Annotated in this window: 15 protein-coding genes; 12 read left to right on the top strand and 3 right to left on the bottom strand. The window is 34.4% G+C overall.

What is annotated here, in order from left to right:
* Positions 1–7 precede the first annotated feature (7 nt).
* Positions 8–1195 carry a hypothetical protein gene (locus ABJQ32_19870; GenBank protein MEP5291924.1) on the top strand — a complete coding sequence of 396 codons (1188 nt, stop codon included), beginning with the start codon at positions 8–10 and terminating at the stop codon, positions 1193–1195.
* Here the strand turns inward: ABJQ32_19870 and ABJQ32_19875 are convergent.
* From ABJQ32_19875 to asnB, 3 genes are read right to left on the bottom strand one after another with little or no spacing between them, the layout of a single operon-like run.
* Positions 1192–2262: a glycosyltransferase family 4 protein gene (locus ABJQ32_19875; protein ID MEP5291925.1), complete on the bottom strand. Its 1071-nt coding sequence runs from the start codon at positions 2260–2262 to the stop codon at positions 1192–1194. The two genes, ABJQ32_19870 and ABJQ32_19875, sit on opposite strands and share 4 nt — an antisense overlap.
* On the bottom strand, positions 2262–3257 hold the full coding sequence (locus ABJQ32_19880) for an NAD-dependent epimerase/dehydratase family protein (protein MEP5291926.1): 996 nt from the start codon (positions 3255–3257) through the stop codon (positions 2262–2264). Before ABJQ32_19880 ends, ABJQ32_19875 begins: the two co-directional genes overlap by 1 nt.
* A gap of 45 nt (positions 3258–3302) precedes the next feature.
* Entirely contained in the window at positions 3303–5195 is a 1893-nt protein-coding gene (gene asnB, locus ABJQ32_19885; protein MEP5291927.1) for an asparagine synthase (glutamine-hydrolyzing), read from the bottom strand.
* A 72-nt stretch (positions 5196–5267) separates the two neighbouring features.
* Between asnB and ABJQ32_19890 the strand changes: the two genes are divergently transcribed.
* The 11 genes from ABJQ32_19890 to ABJQ32_19940 all read left to right on the top strand — a co-directional run bounded on the left by ABJQ32_19890 (position 5268) and on the right by ABJQ32_19940 (position 18551).
* Positions 5268–5495 (top strand): polysaccharide biosynthesis protein, encoded by a 228-nt coding sequence (locus ABJQ32_19890; GenBank protein MEP5291928.1) that lies wholly within the window; start codon positions 5268–5270, stop codon positions 5493–5495.
* Positions 5485–6804, top strand: coding sequence for a hypothetical protein (locus tag ABJQ32_19895; protein ID MEP5291929.1), 1320 nt, complete (start codon positions 5485–5487; stop codon positions 6802–6804). The genes ABJQ32_19890 and ABJQ32_19895 overlap by 11 nt, the downstream gene beginning before the upstream one ends.
* A 19-nt stretch (positions 6805–6823) precedes the next feature.
* On the top strand, positions 6824–7537 hold the full coding sequence (locus ABJQ32_19900) for a class I SAM-dependent methyltransferase (protein MEP5291930.1): 714 nt from the start codon (positions 6824–6826) through the stop codon (positions 7535–7537).
* Positions 7538–7711: 174 nt separating this feature from the next.
* Positions 7712–8440 carry a methyltransferase domain-containing protein gene (locus ABJQ32_19905; GenBank protein ID MEP5291931.1) on the top strand — a complete coding sequence of 243 codons (729 nt, stop codon included), beginning with the start codon at positions 7712–7714 and terminating at the stop codon, positions 8438–8440.
* Positions 8437–9168: a sulfotransferase gene (locus ABJQ32_19910; protein ID MEP5291932.1), complete on the top strand. Its 732-nt coding sequence runs from the start codon at positions 8437–8439 to the stop codon at positions 9166–9168. The genes ABJQ32_19905 and ABJQ32_19910 overlap by 4 nt, the downstream gene beginning before the upstream one ends.
* Positions 9168–10448, top strand: a complete 1281-nt coding sequence (locus ABJQ32_19915) for an oligosaccharide flippase family protein (GenBank protein MEP5291933.1) — start codon at positions 9168–9170, stop codon at positions 10446–10448. The genes ABJQ32_19910 and ABJQ32_19915 overlap by 1 nt, the downstream gene beginning before the upstream one ends.
* Positions 10445–11332: a glycosyltransferase family 2 protein gene (locus ABJQ32_19920; GenBank protein ID MEP5291934.1), complete on the top strand. Its 888-nt coding sequence runs from the start codon at positions 10445–10447 to the stop codon at positions 11330–11332. The genes ABJQ32_19915 and ABJQ32_19920 overlap by 4 nt, the downstream gene beginning before the upstream one ends.
* Positions 11333–11335: 3 nt before the next feature.
* Positions 11336–12460 carry a polysaccharide pyruvyl transferase family protein gene (locus ABJQ32_19925; protein ID MEP5291935.1) on the top strand — a complete coding sequence of 375 codons (1125 nt, stop codon included), beginning with the start codon at positions 11336–11338 and terminating at the stop codon, positions 12458–12460.
* A 192-nt stretch (positions 12461–12652) separates the two neighbouring features.
* The gene (locus tag ABJQ32_19930) at positions 12653–13858 is read left to right on the top strand and encodes a glycosyltransferase (protein ID MEP5291936.1); all 1206 of its coding nucleotides are present in this window, start codon (positions 12653–12655) and stop codon (positions 13856–13858) included.
* Positions 13859–14167: 309 nt separating this feature from the next.
* Positions 14168–14968, top strand: coding sequence for a glycosyltransferase (locus tag ABJQ32_19935; GenBank protein ID MEP5291937.1), 801 nt, complete (start codon positions 14168–14170; stop codon positions 14966–14968).
* 67 nt (positions 14969–15035) lie between these two features.
* Complete coding sequence (locus ABJQ32_19940) at positions 15036–18551, top strand: PKD domain-containing protein (protein MEP5291938.1); 3516 nt, start codon at positions 15036–15038, stop codon at positions 18549–18551.
* The last annotated feature ends 71 nt before the right edge of the window (positions 18552–18622 follow it).

Below are 18622 nucleotides of genomic sequence, written 5' to 3' on the forward strand. Positions count from 1 at the left end.
CAGTTGAATGAATTTGAACGTCAAAAATATCATTGCTCTTTCCTTAATCCTATTCTCGGCTCAAGTGATTGCTCAGCGGCAATCTGCAAAGTCGGATGGTGATAGCTCAAGGTATAGTTTACTGATTAATCCTTTCATACAGATAGAATCTACAGAAGCTATCAACTCGATGTACAATTTTGAGTTTGAAAAAGCTCATAGTCATTTTAATTATCTGCAAAAGCAATATCCCTGGCATCCACTTCCATATCTCTTGAAGGGCTTAAATTATTGGTGGAGAATCGTACCAAACTATAATGAGACGGAATGGGATGAGAAGTTTCTAGCCTACATGGATACTACAAAAATTTTGGCTGAAAATGTACTTGAAAATTACAATGAAATAGAAGGTGCATTTTTTTTGGCAGCTGCATATGCATTTGAAGGTAGATTGTATTCCGAAAGGAGAGAGTATCGTAAAGCAGCGTTGGCTGGTAGTAGATCTTTGAAATACCTTGGAGATTGCAGTGGGCATGAAGAATATAGCCCAGAGTTGCTCTTTGGTGATGCATTATTTAATTACTATGCAAAGTGGATTCGTGAAGAATATCCATTGCTTAGACCATTGATGGTTTTTTTTCCTAAAGGGGATAAGAAAAAAGGAATTGAACAACTGAAGGAAGTAGCTAGGAATGCATTCTACTCAAGAACTGAGGCGCAATATTACCTAATGCGTATCCTGGCTACAGAAGAAAAGGATATTGCAGGTGCATTGCAAGTAGGGGGGTACTTGAATCAACAATTTCCTGGTAACGCCTACTTTCATAGATATTATGCTCGGCTATTGTATCAAAGTGGTCAGTATAGCAAATCAGAAAAAGTATCGGTAGAAATCTTGCAAAAGATAGATAGTGCTAAGATTGGATATGAAGCTAACAGCGGACGATATGCTTGTTTTTTTCTCGGTCATATAAATGAAAAATGGAGGAGATATGAACAAGCAAAGAATTTTTACAAGAAAGGACTGGTTTATGCAGAAGAAGCTAAAGCAACTAAAATGGGTTATTATTTCTTTTCACTACTTCATTTAGGAATAATAGCCGAGAAAGAGAAGGATCCAGACTTAGCTAGGTCATATTATAAGAGAGTAAAGAAAGCTGCAAAAAGGAGTCATTCTTCATACAAGGAAGCAAAGAGAAGGCTGAAGAGGCTTTAGAAACTAAAAGCAGCAAGCCATTTTTCTTTATTTGCATCTACACTGTAGTCCTGCTCAACTGTCGTTCTTCCATTTTTTCCAATTCTTTTTCTTAAAGCAGCATCATCAATTAGCATAGATAATTTTTCTACCCATTCATCAGTACTGGATGCTAACAAGCCATTTTCTCCTTCTTGAATAATATCCGAATTGACTCCTACTGGAGACATAATAGTTGGGATTTCCAGAGCCATATATTGGAGCCCTTTCAATCCACACTTTCCTTTACTCCAGGCATCATCAGGTAGAGGCATGATGCCAATATCTATTTCACATAAGTCCTGAACCTCTGTCTTGCTCTTCCACGCAAGTCCTTGGATATTTAACTCTTCGTTTTGATAGTTTCTATCCCCAATTACCTTGAAATAAACTTTTTCGCCATACTTCTCTTTGATTGTGATTAGTGGTTCAAGTGCACTTTCAAAATGCTTGATTGTTGAGAAACTACCACTCCATCCTATGCATATACCTTTCTTTTGTTTTTCAACGTCAACTTTAGCATATTCATTTAAGTCTATGGTAGTAGGTATGATGACCACATTGTTGGTATGCTGTTTTGCATATTCTGCTAGATATTCATTTCCAGCGATTGTTAAATCACAATGAGAAATGATTTTACCTGTTTTGGTCGGATTCTTTAGTTGCTGAAAAATAGATTGATTAGGATTTTCATCTTGAAGCCATATTGAGTCATCAAAGTCGAATAGAAGTTTAGCTTTTGACTTTTCGAACATCCATTCAAAGAAAGTTCCGAAGAAAAATGCATCTCGATAAATGAATATGTAATCGAATTGGTTAGCTCGTAAAACATCCTTTATTCTTTTAAACATCGCTGAAAGTCCAATTCTTGCTTTGCCAAGAGTATTGCCAGATCCATAGAAAACTTTATCCTGTTTTGCACTGAGCATATTAGAAAAGGTGACCTGGAAACCATTTTGTTTTAAGTATTCCAAATACTGTTCATGCCGGAATCTCTGGCCTGGCGAGCGATCTTTTCTATGAAGGGTAAGAAATAGAATTTTTGACATTAATCTTCTAACCAAACTGGAGGAAGTTTCTCCGTTATTTCAATATTTTCAAATTTTGAGCTTTTTTTAGCTCCTGTCTCTTTGGCCCATCCTACCATTCCTTTTAGCCCATCCTCCAACGAGGTTTTACTATATTCTCCGAATATTTTCTTGATTTTGGAATGATCTGAATGTGCATGTACCACTTCATTTCGAGCATCCAGAAAGCGCAGGTCACTTTGTAACTCCATTGCATCAATAACAGCAGTGGCAAGCTCTTTTACTGTGTATTCTTTATCCGCTCCAATATTAAAAACTTCACCATAACACTCCTTATGATTGATGCAATTGGCAATGATAGGGGCAATATCTCCAACATAGGTAAAAGCTCTGGTCTGACTTCCGTCTCCAAATATTGTGAGAGGATTGCCTTGCATTAATTGATTCATGAATATACCAACCACATTGCGATAGCGATCTCCAAGGTTTTGGTACTCACCGTAAACGTTGTGTGGCCGGAAGATCACATAATCTAGCCCAAACATTTCATGGGAAACCTTCAGGTCCATTTCTACGGCTAGTTTAGCAATACCGTATGGATCTTCAGGCATAGGAGTCATATCCTCTCTCATAGGAGGAGGTAGTGCACCGTATGTAGCTATAGAAGATGTAAACACAAAGCACTTGACTTTATGTTTGATTGCTTCATTAATAAGGTTTACACTTCCTGTAAGGTTATTGGTATAGTTGAATCGCTTAATGAAGTGACTTAATCCCTCCGCAGCGTATGCAGCGAGATGATAGATATAGTCTATTTCGTAATCATTGAATAGCTTCTCTAAAAGCTCATGATCCGTAATCGATCCCTGTATGAAAAGTGCTTTTTGAGGAACGTTCTCTGCAAAACCACCGCTTAAGTCATCGAGGACTATGACGTCTTTTCCTGCTTCAAGCAAACTACGAGAAACGTGAGCACCAATAAACCCGGCACCACCAGTAACTAAAGAATAGGGCATATTTTTAAATTATATATCACAAATAAAAGAAGAAGTAGATGATAGCTAGCTTTTATTCGACATAAAGGAACTATTATTATGTGAATTGTCCATCCATTTCATGTACCACTTTTGGAAAATATACATAGCCCAGATAATGCCATGGACATCATTGGGATTTTTTGAGAGTAAAATAACTCTCAAATTCATCACAGAGTCAATATTGAATAGATTTTGAGATTGCAGATAGTCTTCATTGAAAACCGTTTTATCTAGATCGGATAATAACTCATTTCTCATCCACTGCAAGAGAGGGATTTCAAATCCTTTTTTTGGACGATTGTGTAATTCTTTAGGTAAAATATTTTGGAAAGCATCTTGAACCAACCGCTTACGGTTCGCCCCTTTGATCTTATACTCTGCAGGGATGCTTCTGGCGAAGTTCACTACATTTTTATCAAGAAAGGGAACCCTAACTTCGAGACCATTAGCCATTGACATTAAATCCACTTTTGTAAGCATATCTCCAGGAAGTAGCATCTGCTGATCTGCTAATAAATAATCATTTAGATCTGGCGTGAATGTCTTGAAAAATTGACTTTTAAAATCAGTTTCTTCTTCTACATTGATAGACTCATAAAGTAGAAAAGAAGGATCATTGGTAAGAGATGCCAAGAACCAATACCTTTCTATCGGTTCCATTTTTAACATTTCACCATACCTGCATATACGGCGGATAAGGTTACTTACTTTCCCTGATCGAGACTTTGGAAGTGCGTTGAAAGCGGGATAGATAGATTTAATAACATGCTGTGAAAATGATGGATGTAAAGCTTGATTTAGCGCCATGTGTTTATAATAACCTCCAAATAATTCATCTGCTCCATCACCTGATAAGGCAACAGTTACATGCTTTTTGGTGTGCTTACTTAAGATATAAGTCGGTATAGCAGATGAATCGGCAAATGGTTCATCTATGTATTCTATAATATCGTTTAGGTCATTTAGAAGATCATCATTCGTTAATTTGAAAGTATGATGATTAGTATTGAATTTTTTGGCTACTAATTCAGCGTAATATGTCTCATCAAAAAACGGTTGATCTTCATATCCAACTGAAAAAGTGCTTAACTGACTAGTATGTCTTGATGCTAAAGAAACAATAGCTGAGGAGTCAGTTCCTCCGCTGAGAAAAGCACCCAAAGGAACATCTGATATCATTCTCTTTTTCACAGATTCCTCTAAGATGTCAACCAATTCTTTTTGACCGTTTTCGTAATCTAAGGATTCAGCTTCTCCATCTTTTGAAATAAAAGGCCTTACTTCGATTTGATTAGTCTTTAACTTAAGATAATGTCCAGGAGCTAGTTTTTGAACTCCTTCTAGCATACTAAGTGTGCCAGGTAGATAGTTTAATTTCAAGTACCAATATAGTGCCTCTTTATTCAGTTTTCTTTGAGTTGGAAAGCACATAAGAGCCTTCATCTCAGAACCGAATAAAAATTGATTTTCATCTTGATAGAAGAGCAGTGGCTTAATTCCCATTCGATCTCTTGCGAGTAATAACCTATCTTCCTTTTTATCATAAAAAGCAAAAGCAAAGAATCCATTGAGTTTTGGAAGACATTTTTCACCTTCATTTATGAGGAGGTGAAGCAAGACTTCAGTGTCAGATGTGGTTTTGAAGGAGATATCTAACTCAGATTTTAAACCTTGGTAATTATAAATTTCTCCATTAAAAACAATAACATACCTTCCGGATGGGTCGGTCATTGGTTGGTTTGCACCAGATGAGGTATCAAGTATGGATAGTCTCGTGTGTCCTAAACCAACATCTTGCTGAATGAAAGTGCCCTGATTATTGGGGCCTCTTAATTTAAGAGAATCTGTAGCTTTTTTGAGTGATTTTGATAAATCACTTTGAGATGAAAAATTTTTATAGCCTATTATGCCACACATAGGTGCAATCTGTCGAATTTCAGAGTGCTATGTTAATATCAATTTGTTTATTTGCTAAAAGTACATCAATAAATGTCTGTTTTTAACGGAAAAAATATTGCGATTCTTGGTGGATCAGGAACTTTAGGGAAAGCTCTTGTGAGAGAACTGGCGAAAGAAGGAATGGATAGAGGAAAGGTTGTGATCTATTCGAGGGATGAAATCAAACAGTTAGAGATGATTGATGATTTTCCATTGAGTAAGTTTCCTTTTCTGGAATTTAAACTAGGTGATGTAAGAGAGATAGTTTATGGGACTTAAGGATATTATTATCACACCTATCTACATTATTCTTTTTACGGCTATCGCATATTTCATTCGTCCGTATGTAACCAATGCAGCTACACGTAAGTATTTTCTTCCTTCGTTATGGGTACGCTTTGCTGGGGCGATCTTTCTAGGGCTTATTTATCAATTCTATTACGATGGTGGTGATACGTTCAGTTATTGGACTCATGGAAGTCAATGGATTTGGAAGGCTTTTCTGGAAGATCCTATTACTGCTTTACATATGATTTTTGGACCAAATGAACTTTCACCTGAAAACTTTAAATACGCTAAACATATTTGGTTTTTCTATGACTCAGATTCTTACTTTGTAGTTAGAATTGCTGGGTTATTTGATATTTTCACTTTCGGTACTTATACTTCTTCAGCCATTTTTTTCGCTATATTTTCTTGGTCAGGAGCATGGTCACTTTATTGGAAGATTGATAATAGATATCAAGGTCAATCTCTAAAATTTGCAATAATTATCCTGTTTGTACCATCCGTTGTGTTTTGGGGATCAGGTCTTCTAAAAGATTCATTGTCTTTAGGTTCTTTTTGCTGGCTTGCATATTCGCTATTAAATATAGCTGATTCAAAAAAAATAAAGATAAAAACATTAATAGTTCTGATCATCTCAGTTTGGTTGATTATCAACATTAAGCCATACATTTTTTATTGTGCAATACCACCTGCTGCTTTGTGGATTTATTTAGTCCAAATTAAGAAAATAAGAACTTCATTTTTAAAGATTTTGGCTGGTCCTATCATACTATTCTTCTTTGTTTTATCCAGTTACCTCTCTATTGATTTTTTAACAAAGGAAAGTAGTTATTATTCATTAGATAATTTTGCCAAACGAGCGTGGATTACTGCGTATGATATCAGGTATTACACAGGTAAGAATGCAGGATCAGGTTACTCATTGGGCGAGCAAGATGGAACCATTGAAAACATGGTTAAACTACTTCCTGAAGCTATTTTCGTTTCTCTTTACAGGCCGTTTTTATGGGAAGTACGTAACCCGTTCATGATGTTAATGTCGATTGAAAGTTTTATTCTTCTGTTGTTGACATTTAGGTTTTTTGGAAAGGAAAGTCTTTGGAAAATCTTTAACGATCCTTTTTTAGTATTTTGTTTATCGTTTTCGATTTTGTTTGGATTCGCAGTAGGAGTAAGTACTTACAATTTTGGTACTCTTATGAGATATAAAATTCCTATGATGTCACTTTTTCTGATTTTCATTACGGTTTCAAGAAGAGAAGCTAGAGATTTAGAAAATAAAAATAGAGTTCACATCTAATATTTTAATATTGAATAAAATGAAAAATGCTGTCCCAAACGAATTTAATCCACCGTGGTGGTATAGCTTTTTCTTTTCTTCTTATTTGTCTCGAAGAGCACTGTATAAATCGCTAAAAGAAAATTCTCATCATGTTGAAGGTGTAACTTTAGATTTTGGCTGTGGTTCAAAACCTTATGAGTCTATTTTCAATGCTGAAAAATACATCGGAGTTGATATTCAATCAAGTGGACATGATCATGCATCATCAAAGGTCGATGATTTTTATGATGGAAATAGCTTGCCATACCCTGATGAGTCATTTAATTCGATATTTAGTAGCGAGGTTTTTGAACATGTCTCCAATATTGATGAAATGATTTTGGAACTTAATAGAGTATTGAAAGATGGAGGAAAAATGCTAATCACTATTCCTTTTGCTATTCATGAGCACGAAATACCCTATGACTTCAGAAGATTTACGACTTTTGGAATTGAAAATATTTTGAATAAAAATGGATTTGAAATTGAAAAAATCGAGCCATCAAACCATTACCTTGAAGCCATATTTCAATTACTTATTTGGTATTTTACATTGAGTTTTAAGTCTAAAAATAAAATCACCACTTTTTTTAAGACCGCTCTATTCATTATGCCGTTAAATTTTTTAGCAATAGTACTGCCCTCCTTGTTACCAAGAAATAACTCATTTTACTCTAATCTTACTATTTTGGCAAAAAAGAAAGATAAATAATAGTGATGATTAGATTACCTTAAGCCAATAGAGAAAGGTAGTTTGTTAAAAGCGACTAGCATTTTAGTGGCTCTAAATCTGTTTATTTCATTGAAAACTTCGTCAAAACTTTGAATAATGCTTGACGCTCTTCAAGACTCTATTGCAACCATGATTTAATTAAAAGAAGATCAAATGCATAGATTTATTTTTAAAATCGAACAAGTTTTGGGATTTAGATTCCCCATTCCTGAGAAGTGGAGATGGCAACTATCTATTTCTTCTGAAGTAGCTTTTTGGGATAATTATTATAGAACTAAAGGAGGTGATTGGAAGAATAAATACCAGTTAAAATTTGATCCAAACCTTGAAGTTCAACCAAATATTTCTAAATATTTTCCTAGTTCTGCGAATCTGAAAATTTTAGATGTTGGAGCCGGTCCGATGACATTTTTAGGAAAAATTTTTAGTGGCCAAAAGATCAATATCACAGCAACAGATCCTTTGGCTGATCAATACGATGAAGTTTTAGGTAAATATGAAATTGATCCCCTAGTTCGAACTATAAAATGCCATGGTGAGAAACTAGACGGCATGTTTGATGAATCAACTTTTGATGTAGTTCTCGCTAAGAATAGTATTGATCATTCTTATGACCCAGTTAAGGTAATTGTCAATATGATCAAATTAACTAAAGATAAAGTCATATTAATTCATGCTGAAAATGAGGCGGATAATGAAAGTTGGTATGGATTACACCAATGGAATTTCTTTGTAGAAAATGGTGATTTTATTATTTCTGGCAGACAAACTAAAGTAAATTTTTCCGCAAAATATAAAAATGTTGTACACATAGATAGTTTTATTGATGAAATTGATGGTTTACTATATGTCGTTATGACGAAAAAAAACAGCTTTAAATGACGAAAAAAATTGCTTTTATCTTAGGAACAGGGAGGTCTGGCACCCATTTATTAGGTAGAATATTTGGATCTCACCCTTCCTTTAAAGAATACATAGAACATCCTCCTTTCTTTGACTTAGTCACAGAAATCGCAACTAATCCGTCTTCTAAAAAGAAGCTTTTCCCTAAGTTAATTAAGCGATATAAGAAAGAATTTTCCATTTTAGAAGAGCAATTAATACTTGAGAAAAGCCATCCAAATTTATGGCTGGTTGAAGATTTGATGCCTGTGTTTCCGAATGCGAAGTTCTACGGTATTGTGAGAGATTTGCGTTCTACGGTTGCCAGTATGCTGAATCATGAGGGTGTTATGTTATGGTATGATAAGATAGAATTGAATGCTCCAAGTAAATTTCTTGGTATTACAGATCAAAACAAGCACGTATTCTCCGATTATCCAATCGAAATTAAATGCGCCTACCGATGGTATAGTCACAAAGAAGAACTTGACCGATTGTGCGAAAAATTCCCCAATAAGGTTATTGAAGTGAATTACGAAGAATTAATTAAAGATAGTGATACGCTACTTCAGAGCATAGCTGATTCGTTTAACATACCAAATTTATTTAGCCCCGAGGAATTCAATCCTGACAGCAATTCGAAATGGAAAGAGACTATTTCTGTAAAACAGTTGGAAAACCTTGAGAAATTTGAGAAAGTAATATCTCAAACGAACAAGGTTTTTTAGTGAGAGCGGTTCTTCCATCAGGACTCTCGAAAAACATACTTACTCTATCGTCAGGTAATGCCCTTATTTATGTTTTAAGCTTGTTCGTTACGCCAATAATGACGAGGATTTATCCAGCAGAAGCATATGGTGGTTTTGCTTATTTGAACTCTTTGGTGATGATTCTTTCTGCCATTTCAACTTTAAAAATGGAAGGAGCAATATTGATTGCGAAAGAAAATGAGGTTAAAACAATAGCTAAGATAATCCTTATATGCTCGCTTCTTGTGAGTTCTTTTAGCATTTTTTGGGGTTATTCGTTCGGTATTGGTGAAAATTATGAGGTATTATTGATTCCGATTTTAGTATTTCTCTTTTCTATACAAAAAATCACTAATGCTACAGCCATCAGATATAAGCACTTCTCTACCGTATCAAAATCAAGGATTATTGGAACTATTGGAGGAAAGATGACAGCTCTTTTAGCTCCATTGTTTTTTCATCCATTTGCTTTCTGGCTTCTTATCTCTGAAGGAGTTATTAAAACAGTTGAAATTGTTTTATGCAAAAAAAAACTAGGAGCTTTTCCGGCAAGTAATGTAGGTAGTAAGAAAACATTAATAAAATATAGAAAGTATCCACTATATTCATTGCCATCAAATCTAATGGCCCTTTTAGTTATTCAGGTTCCTATTTATAGCATTGGATACTTCTTCAATAATAAAGATTTAGGCCATTATTCATTGGCAAGTACGATCCTTTCGCTTCCTTCTATGATTGTCATACAAGCAGTAGCACCCATCTTTGTTTCATCAGTTTCAGAAGAGCTAAGAGAAAATGGAAAATGGGATGTAACAGCTTTAGTTAAAAATTTGTTGTATCTCGTCATTTTTATGATGATACCTTTGATAACACTCCAATTCTTCGGTAACGAAATCTTTTCTTTTGCCTTTGGAATAGGTTGGGCATATTCAGGAACATATGCATCAATTTTATCAATTAGTTTCTTTTTTATTTTTTTAACATCATCTGTTGTCCCTCTCCTACAAGTAAAAGAACGCCAGGAATCTATATTAGTAATTACTATACTGCAAGTTGTTTTTAGTGTAATACCGGTTTTCTTTTTATGGATTTTGGATTTAAGTTTAGATAACTATCTCTTATATCATTCTATCTCAATTTCTATAATTTCAACGGGCATACTTATTTACCTTGATAGATCTTTACCTCTACATTTATCAAGAAATATCTATTTGTTGATAGTCATATTTGTGATTTTTTATATAATCTCTTTTATATGAAGCCATTTTTCAGTGTAATAATAACTTCTTATAATCGAGAAGCGACAATAGAGAGATCAGTTGCTTCCGTTCTTAATCAATCTTTCAAAGATTTTGAGTTATTATTAATCGATGATGGCTCTACCGATTCAACATCGTCTCTAGTGAAAAGATTTTCGAGTAAAAAAATCAAATATTTTTATAAGGATAATGAGGAGAGAAATATTGCTCGAAATTTTGGAATTGATAAGTCTTCCGGGGAATTTATAATTTTCTTAGATTCAGATGACGAATTTTTACCAAATCATTTGAGTAATTATAAAAATACAATTGAGTCGTACAATGAAGGGATATTTGTCAGCCACCATCAATTAAATTCATATGGTCAGATTTCGGAGAAAAAAATTGATGAACTCAATCCAAAGAAGCTCATCTTTTCCAATCCGATAGTAGTGGGAGGTATTTGTATAGAGAGGACACTTTTCAACAAAGACCTAAGGTTTTTAAATAGTAAAGATTCAGTAGTTGGAGAAGATCAATACTTGTGGATGCGTTTGTTTTCGAGATATAGCTTTCGAATTTGCAACTTTTCAACGGTAGTTATTCATGAAGATCAAAGTAGAAGTTTGAGAAATATTGATGTAGAAAAATTAGTAAGGGGGCAGAGTGAGATCATTGATAGTTTATCCAGAGATGCTCATTTTTTAGATGCCTTTGGAAGGCATTTCAAGGCCTTTAAATCGAATTCAACTTACTTTATTGGATTAAACTATGTGGGAATAAATGGAGTAAAAGCGACAAGTTATTTGTTGAAGGGGTTCAAAATGTGTCCCAACTCAATTTTTAAAAAAGTATTTTGGGCAATTGTGAAAAACATTGTTTTAAAGCGAAAATATTATGCTTGATAAATGAAAATTCTACTAAAAGGCTATTACGGTTTTGGTAATCTTGGAGATGATCTTTTAATGAAAGTTGTATTTGACTGGCTTAAAAGAGTATTTCCATCTGGAACAATTGATATTTTCTCAAACAACAAAAATTCAAACAAAAATATTTCTGCTGAGTATATAGGGAGTTTTTTAAAAGAGAATGTAGAAATTGTTGATTGGTCGCATCGTTGTACTTATGATTTAATAATTGATGGTGGCGGTGGTGTTTTTTTTTCAGACCAGAATTCTGGTAAATTCTGGCTTATAATGAATAAAATTTTCAAATACTTAGGAGCTGAAAAATGTAAAAAAATTGATAATTTTTTAAGATTTGTTTTTAACAAACCTCTTAACATAAAGACGCAGTATCGTTTAGGTATCGGTCTTGGGGTTGAAGATTTTAATCCACAATCAAAATATTACTTTTCTTATCTTGTCACCCTTGCATCATTCTCAAAGATTTACCTAAGAGATAATGAGAGCCTCTCTAGAATTCGAAATCTTTTAAATGCAGAAAAAATTGGAGGATCTTATTCCGATCTAGTTTTTCGAAAAGATTTTGATCAATCCAGACCAGAGAATAAACTCATTGGAATTGTCTTGATGGATCATCATTTATTTAAGGATGATTTTTATTCATATTATTCGAAACTTAGTGAGAAATTAAATAAAAAAGGATTTAAGGTTAAATATTTCTCATTTGACAGAAATCATGATAAATCTTATATAGAAAAAGTTCCAAATGTAATTTGTTGGAATCCATCAAGTAGTCTAGACCTCTTCTTAAAAGAGTTTTCAAAGTGCCAATTGGTCGTAAGTTATCGTGCTCACGGATTGATTTTGAGTTCAAAATTAAATATTCCAAGTATTGCTATCTGTTTTAGACCAAAATTGAAGCAGATAGCAAAATTGCTTGAAGGTGCTTGTATTCCAATGGATTGGCCGTCTTCTATTAATGATGAAGTGTCTATGATAGATCAGATAACATCCGGAAAAGTTCAGTTAGATATGGAAAATGCCTGTATTAAGAATGAAAAACTAGTGGTTCAAATGTTAGGAAGAGTTGAAGGAGAATTAAATGCTACTTTTTCTACGGTTAGATGACTTGAAATTCATTTTTCGAAAAAATCCCTTAATGGTTGAGGGGCAAAAGAAAACTATTTTACATTTTTATTCTCAAAATGACTTATGAGTTGACACAGTTGAAGTTAAAACCCATCTCAGAGTTTTTTAGATATTTGGATCATAGTTTATGGCTCTTTTAGATATTTAAATCAGCGAAATTCATTGTATTTAATGAAAAATGGAAAGAAAAAAATTTTAAGCTTAATCCCTAATTTGGGTATGGGGGGAGCCCAAAGAGTCTTTTCTAATGTTAACCAAGTGCTATCTGAGGAATATGAAGTCGTATCTTGCGCTTTTTCGGGAGTAACAGGGCAAAATGAGTTTGATTCTTCAAAAACGTATTTTTTAGATGTTGATTCGGGAAGGACATTTCTTCATAAATCAATAAATTTTGTAAAGCGGGTTAGAAAACTTAGAAAGCTAAAAAAAAGGTTAGGAGTGACTATTTGTATTAGCCATATGGAAGGTGCAAATTTCATTAATGTTCTTTCAGGAACATGTAAAACGATATTATTGATTCACGGTTCTAAACTTCATGATGAGGAAGCCAATTCTCATTTTGCTTTTTTCACCAATTTTTTAATCAAGAGGCTCTATAATAAAGCAGATCAAATTGTAACTGTAAGTAGGGGAATACAAGAAGAGTTAATCAGCCATTATTCTATTAAAAAAAGTAAGTGCATAGTCCTGAATAATTTTTTCGATTTCACTGAAATTGAGAAACTTTCGGATGAAAAAATTCATGAAAAATATGAGCCAATATTTGATGGTGAGAAACAAGTGATAATTCATTCAGGAAGATTTCACGATCAAAAAAATCACACTGCATTAATAAATATTTTTTCTCGACTGAGAAAGCTCAATAGCAGCACTATATTAATATTACTTGGTGATGGCGGATTAAAAGACAAAATTATAACCTTAACTAAATCAATGGGATTAAGGGTATATGTAGAGAATGATCCTGTCATGTCTAGTTTTGATGCAGATGTCTTTTTTCTTGGAATAAAGAAAAATCCATTTAAATACATAAAAAGATCTAATGTTTTTGTGTTCCCGTCTAAATGGGAGGGATTCCCTATGGCATTATGTGAAGCAATTATTTGCAGGACATTGGTAATATCGTCAGACTGTCATACAGGGCCGAGAGAGATAATCCATTACGACAATGTGGATGACGGCAAGTCACCATTAGGGAAATTGATGTCGGTTCCTCTAGCGGGTGAAGAGTATACGGAATGGGCGAACACAATTAATGAAATTTCTAATATTTCCTTATCAGGATCGGATTACCTCGAAGCTTTTGAGCATTTAGAAGAAAAGATCTCAAAAGAATACGTAAGTAAGAAATGGATAAACTTAATTGCTTCTTTTTAATTGGATTAGAAATTGAAAAATATACTGATCATTGATAACTCACTTCACATAACTGGTGCTCTTAAATCTATCATAGAGGTAACCTCCGGCTTAGAGAGTAATAATCTGACATTTATTACCCCGTCAATTTCTAATAAGCAGATGCTTGAATCTTTGGGATTCAAGACGTATAGATTTCATCTATTTGAACTTCAGAAGAATTGGAAAATTATTTTATACATCCCTTTTCTGATATTGAATTTGATGTTATTACTGAGAGTGATTAAGAAGCACCAAATAAGTATTGTTCATTCAAATGATTTGTACAATATGTTGGGTGTTCTAGTTCAATTTTTTTCTCCTGTTAAATTAATTTATCACATAAGATTGCTTAGGACTAGTTATGTGGGCTCTCTTTATAATGTGTGGGCATATCTAATAGCAAGATATTCGGATAGAATTATTTTTGTTTCAAAGGCAGTTCGGATAGATTTTGGAAAAACTGACAAAGGAGTTGTCATCTATGATGCAATGAACTTTGAGAAGAATTTTTGTCCTGAAAGACCTAACGATAGAAAAAAAATAAAATTCATCTATCCTTCTAATTTTATTCTAGGTAAAGGGCAACAGTATGCACTGGAATCATTTAGTTTGGTTTGTAATGAATTTCCAAATATTGAGTTAACTTTTATTGGGGGTACAATGAATAAAAATTCCAATATCAAGTTCAAATCAAAACTAGTAGTAGAAGCTAAGAAGAGAAACATATTTCATAAAATCAACTTTCTTGATTTTACTAATAATATTTTGGAAGAAATATGTAAGCACGATGTTGTATTAATGTTTTCTGAGTCTGAGTCATACTCAATGGTATGCTTAGAGGCAGCCGCCCTAAAAAAGCCAATTATAGCAACTAAATGCGGTGGTCCATCAGAAATCATAGTCAATAACTACTCTGGATTTTTGGTTGATAATAAGAATATCGATGAAATGTGCAAGGCAATGAAAACTCTCATCAATGATTATTCTTTATGTAAGGAGATGGGCAATGAAGCATATAAGTATTGCCGGGAAAAATTTTCAATATCCGAAGGTAGGAAAAGGATTTTAGAAGTCTATGAGAGTGTTTAGTGATGTTAAGATATTAGGAGTTGCTTTCTTTTTTTGCTTTAAAAGAGTAATAGGTCTTTTTTTAATCATGTTTACTAGCAGCTTATACTCTCAAATTGCAAGTTTCTCAGCTGCAGAAATAGGGTGTATTAATGAGACTCTTGAATTAGAAAATACTTCTATTAGTGCCAGTGAGTTTGAATGGGACCTTTGCTTTGGTGAATTTGAAGCATCAGTAACTCCAATAATAACCAATGTTGCTACTTTTTCGGGAGTTAACTTTGCTAGGGGGATGGATTTAGTTTACGATACACTTAATTCTAACTATCACCTTTTCTTTTCTGACAGAACTTTAAATCATCTTTTCAGAATGGATATAGGGCCTTCTCTAAGAGATCCTTTAACCAATATTACTCAATTAACAATTAGTGGAGATGCGTTAGTTAACCCAGAGGACATAAAGATTCTTAAAGATCCGAATGGGAATTGGTTCGGTTTTGTTGGAAGTAGTTCTAATGGAGTAGGAGTTTCGAGACTAAGTTTTGGAAATTCTATTACCGATAATCCATCTAGTACTAATATTGGAACTCTTGGCTTGGGATCAGTGCAGATTAGAGGTTTAGATGTCATACGTATAGTAAATAATTTTGTATTTGTAGGACTTGAAGTAGTTGGCGAACGTATACTAACATACGACTTAGGTACGTCGCTTTCCAATTCCTTTGGTGCACCATTTGTTTCAAATTCATTGACTGGAGGCACTAATGCTACTGGAATTGATTTCGTTAGAAGCAATTCAGATTGGATAGCTTATGTAGCCTTTATTGATGGTGGTGGAGTATATCGATTAAACTTTGGGAGTGATTTATTTAGCGATCCGACAATTGAAAATCAATACAATTTTGATGAATTTAATAGACCACATAAAATTAAATTATTCAGAAACCACTCTGAATACAAAGCACTTGTCACAAATTTCAATTCGGGCACAGTTTTGTTAAATCTTGGGAATCTAAATTCAAGTGAGATTGTAACACTTAATGACTATTCTTTAAATCAATCTTTTGAAATTGATGGAGGATTCTATGAAGGAGATTATCATTTTTATCAAGTAGATAATGGAGTTGTTGAGAAAATTGATTTCATTTCTACATGTAGTGGTGTAGTTAATTACAGCACGGATGTTGATTTACAAATTCAACCTACCAATGATACTAATATAAATATAGAACTTATAGCAAAAAACGGAGTGTTTTATAATTTCGCAATAGACACAATAAGTATTTCATCAAGTACAGCTCCCCAAATTTCCTACACATCTGATAACATTTGTATTAATTCCTCACTAAATTTCACCTCCTCCAACCCAGGCTTGACATACTCCTGGGATTTTGATGGAGACGGTATTGAAGATAGCAATCAAGAAAATCCAGAAGTTAAATTTGACACACTTGGAGGTGCAGGGACATATACTGTACGTGTGGATGTAAATGATGGCACATGCAACAATTTCTTTGAGCAAGAAATTACGATTTATGACCCACCTCCAATGCCTGCATATTCATTTACATCACCTCGGACCTGTATCAATACAGACTTTACCTTTACAAACAATACGGTAGATGACTCTTATGTAGGCCCATTAGCGTATTTATGGGAATTCATTGATGAGCCATCTGGTGATGTTGTGGCTACTGCTACCACAAAAGATGCGGTTTATGCATTTCAAACCTCGGGAGAAAAAACGGTAAGATTAACTTCAAGCATTCCTGGATGTACTGAAGTAACTGAGCAGACACTGATGATTACATCAGGACCCACCGCGGATTTTACCGCTAACCCAGTATGTCAAAATGAGTCTATGCAGTTCACTAATGCAAGTTTAGATGCAGTTACGTACTTATGGGATTTTGGAGATGGATTTAGTTCAACAGCAGGAGATCCTAGTCATGTTTATACCACAGCGGGTAGTTTTTTTGTAACGCTTACGGCAACTGATAGCGAGGGCTGTGATGATACAGAGGTAATAGAGGTGGCTGTCTCTGATAGCCCGCAGGTAAATTTTGATTTCGATGTTCCTTGTACATCTGCAGATGGTATCCAGTTTACTGATGTTACCACTGTTGATGGTTCGGATCTAGTTTCCTGGACATGGTTCGTCGATGATATAGAAGTTTCATCTCTGCAAAGCCCAAGCATTCAATTTGAATCCACAGGGATCAGAAATGTAAGACTAAATGTTGTGAGCTCTAATGGATGTGAGTCCAGTTATAATGAAGATATTGAAGTACTCACCTCTCCGCAACCAGATTTTGACGTAAGTCTTGGCTGTCAAGGTGAGATTTCTTCTTTTGTAGACAATACAACTACCTCTGGGAATCCAATTGTCTCATGGTTGTGGACTGTCGATGGCGTCAATTATGGAACGCAAGATATCACTCATACTTTCAGTTCAGCAGGCTTTTTCGACATCACATTAGAAGTAACTGGACAAAATTTCTGCTCAGAAGTAATCACTAAAACTATAGAAGTAATCCAATTACCCTCTGTAAATTTTAATGTAAACGGCGATTGCGATAATGAGCTCATTCAAGTAGAGGACATGTCCACACAATCAACAGATCCTATTGTTTCAAGGAGATGGATGCTTGACGGAGAAAGCGTCGGTAATGGTACTCAGCTTTTCCTCAACGAGCTTGAAGATGCTACCTATGAATTAGAACTTGAACTTGAAACTGCCTCTGGGTGTGTGGTCAATTCTACTCAAATGCTGGAGATCAATGAAGCACCATCTTCATCATTCAACTCTTCAAGTACCTATGGAATACCAGATGATCAATTTATTTTTTCCAATAGTTCGCAAGGTGCAGCTTCTTACGAATGGCTGTTGAATGGAATACAGGTAAGTACCAACGATCAGTCATACACAACAATTTTATCGGAAGAAGGAACTCATACGATAAGCCTTGTAACCCAAAACAGTCTGGGGTGTACGGATACAGCGTCTCAGGAAATCCTCATTGCAATACCTCAAGTAGATTTATCTATTGGGAATTTCGAATTGATACAGGAAAACAACACAGGGAGAATATTTCTTGAAGTTCAGAATTTCAGCAACCTTCCTATTGAGGTCACAGAGGCTGAAATTGTACTGGAAAATCAATTTAGCGTAACGGAGCAGATTACAGAATTTATTGGGGTAGGACAATCAAGTTTAATTGGCTTAAATGTAGGTATTCCTCTTACAGTTTCAGAACCTTCCTATTTCTGTGTAAATCTTTCATCTCAGTATGTGAATTATCCGGATATTGATCCGATTAACAATGAGAAGTGCCTAACTATCCAACCTAATATTAGAGTTGAAGACCCTTTTCCAAACCCCGTTGAAGATCAATTTAGAATGAAAGTAATAGCGCCAGAAGCTGGAGTAGCTACACTGACATTAATGAATTCCGCTGGAAAAATCCAAACAAGTGAGATATACAATACAATTGAAGGTCTTAACAATTTCTTTGTAGAAATGGCCTCACTTAATTCTGGCATATACTATGTCTCAATAGATGTTTTAGGCGTGACATTTAGGCGAAAAGTGATCAAACTTTAAGTCAATGCCTTCGTTAGGGTCTAATGCCAATTAATTGTTAAAGGTTTGTAGTTTATTTAAATGGCTATCGA

Source organism: Marinobacter alexandrii (assembly GCA_039984955.1).
Classification (GTDB): domain Bacteria; phylum Bacteroidota; class Bacteroidia; order Cytophagales; family Cyclobacteriaceae; genus Ekhidna.

Coding starts and splice junctions, on each gene's coding strand:
- ABJQ32_19870 (MEP5291924.1), top strand. CDS start 8: ATGAATTTGAACGTCAAAAATATCATTGCTCTTTCCTTAATCCTATTC.
- ABJQ32_19875 (MEP5291925.1), bottom strand. CDS start 2,262: ATGTCAAAAATTCTATTTCTTACCCTTCATAGAAAAGATCGCTCGCCA.
- ABJQ32_19880 (MEP5291926.1), bottom strand. CDS start 3,257: ATGCCCTATTCTTTAGTTACTGGTGGTGCCGGGTTTATTGGTGCTCAC.
- asnB (MEP5291927.1), bottom strand. CDS start 5,195: ATGTGTGGCATAATAGGCTATAAAAATTTTTCATCTCAAAGTGATTTA.
- ABJQ32_19890 (MEP5291928.1), top strand. CDS start 5,268: ATGTCTGTTTTTAACGGAAAAAATATTGCGATTCTTGGTGGATCAGGA.
- ABJQ32_19895 (MEP5291929.1), top strand. CDS start 5,485: ATGGGACTTAAGGATATTATTATCACACCTATCTACATTATTCTTTTT.
- ABJQ32_19900 (MEP5291930.1), top strand. CDS start 6,824: ATGAAAAATGCTGTCCCAAACGAATTTAATCCACCGTGGTGGTATAGC.
- ABJQ32_19905 (MEP5291931.1), top strand. CDS start 7,712: ATGCATAGATTTATTTTTAAAATCGAACAAGTTTTGGGATTTAGATTC.
- ABJQ32_19910 (MEP5291932.1), top strand. CDS start 8,437: ATGACGAAAAAAATTGCTTTTATCTTAGGAACAGGGAGGTCTGGCACC.
- ABJQ32_19920 (MEP5291934.1), top strand. CDS start 10,445: ATGAAGCCATTTTTCAGTGTAATAATAACTTCTTATAATCGAGAAGCG.
- ABJQ32_19925 (MEP5291935.1), top strand. CDS start 11,336: ATGAAAATTCTACTAAAAGGCTATTACGGTTTTGGTAATCTTGGAGAT.
- ABJQ32_19930 (MEP5291936.1), top strand. CDS start 12,653: ATGAAAAATGGAAAGAAAAAAATTTTAAGCTTAATCCCTAATTTGGGT.
- ABJQ32_19935 (MEP5291937.1), top strand. CDS start 14,168: ATGTTGGGTGTTCTAGTTCAATTTTTTTCTCCTGTTAAATTAATTTAT.
- ABJQ32_19940 (MEP5291938.1), top strand. CDS start 15,036: ATGTTTACTAGCAGCTTATACTCTCAAATTGCAAGTTTCTCAGCTGCA.